A 469-nucleotide genomic window follows, 5' to 3' on the forward strand; every position below is an offset into this window, starting at 1 on the left:
GGTAGATATTCCATCAGATGAACACGTTGGTGCTGTAGTTGAAATTGTTGGTTGTGATGGAACTGGTAAAACTGCTAAGTTCGTAAACGATGCAGAAGCTACTGAAGTACAACTTCCATTGCCTGATGTTACCGTATAACTTGTACCAACTACCATTCCTGAAATCACTCCACCTGCTCCTGCTGTAGGACCTGCTGGCGTGAAAACATAAGTGTTGGCTGCGTTGTAATTCGTAATTGTTGATGTTCCCGCTGCAACACACGTAGGGGCTGTAGTAGTAATCGTTGGAATCGCTGGGGTAACTAGCATAGCTAAATTACTAAACGATGCCGATGCTACCGATGAACAACTTCCGTTTGATGATGTTACCGTATAACTCGTTCCAACTACCATTCCACTTATTAATCCGCCTGCACCTGCTGTTGGACCAACTGGTGTGAAAGTATAAGTCAACGCCCCACTGTAATTC

At 44.3% G+C, this 469-nt stretch carries 1 protein-coding gene; it reads right to left on the bottom strand.

The genetic code is table 11. The annotated features are described in order from the left end of the window. A partial coding sequence (locus OJ995_RS13525; protein ID WP_264369916.1) for a hypothetical protein occupies nt 1-469 on the bottom strand: 469 nt, incomplete at both ends.

This window comes from Flavobacterium lacisediminis, from assembly GCF_025909975.1.
GTDB lineage: Bacteria > Bacteroidota > Bacteroidia > Flavobacteriales > Flavobacteriaceae > Flavobacterium > Flavobacterium lacisediminis.